The 857-nt window shown below is 45.5% G+C and carries 1 pseudogene; it reads right to left on the bottom strand.

What is annotated here, in order from left to right:
- Nucleotides 1-857 (bottom strand): annotated as a pseudogene (locus tag PMAL9190_RS19940) (arginine decarboxylase); the annotation flags it as partial.

The raw sequence follows: 857 nt of genomic DNA, 5'->3' as shown, positions 1-857 counted from the left end.
CGGAAGATGATCGCTTCGCGGTTAACTTCGTTCGTTAGCGATAGACCACTTTCGCCTTTCATCATGTTCGCAGCAACATCGTTAGACGCACAGATTGCGTATAGTGGTGATGTTGAAGTGTGCATCATGTAAGCTTGGTTGAAACGGTCAAAGTTGATCGCGTTTTCACCGTTACGGACGTGAATGTATGATGCTTGAGACAATGCATTCAATAACTTGTGGGTTGAGTGCGTTGCAAATACTGTTGGACCTTTGTGGTCTTTTGCATCGCCACGCATAGCGTAGTGACCCTTGTAGATAGGGTTAAAACGTGCGTAACCGAACCATGCTTCGTCCATGTGAATACGGCTAGAGCTTTCGCCTAGTAGCGCTTCAGTTACTTCTGAGTGGTAACATAAACCATCGTAAGTACAGTTAGTTACTACAGCGTAGCTGGCTTTTTTCTCATCAGCGTTGAAAGGAATACCCGCATTTTTCGCTTTAAGCGCAATGCCTTCTTTGCTCATTTGAACTTTGCTGATTGGACCGATGATACCGTAGCAGTTACGGCTAGGAACCATGTAGATTGGACGCGCGCCAGTTAGGATCAGACCTTGCTCGATTGATTTGTGACAGTTACGGTCACAGATAGCAATGTCGTCGTCTTTCATACATGCTTGCATGATAGTACGGTTTGAACCTGAAGTACCTACGATACCAGAGTAAGACTGGTGAGCACCGAAGATCTTAGCAGCTTCAACTTCTGAATCTTTAAATGCGCCACTGTGGTCAAGTAATGAACCTAGTGCAGCACGCTCGATACCCATATCGGTACGGAACAAGTTTTCGCCGAAGAATTCAAAGAATTGGTTACCAGC

Source organism: Photobacterium malacitanum, from assembly GCF_900185615.1.
GTDB classification, from domain to species: Bacteria; Pseudomonadota; Gammaproteobacteria; order Enterobacterales; family Vibrionaceae; genus Photobacterium; species Photobacterium malacitanum.
Note: the sequence above shows the minus strand (reverse complement) of the source record. Positions and strands in the feature narration are given on the sequence as shown.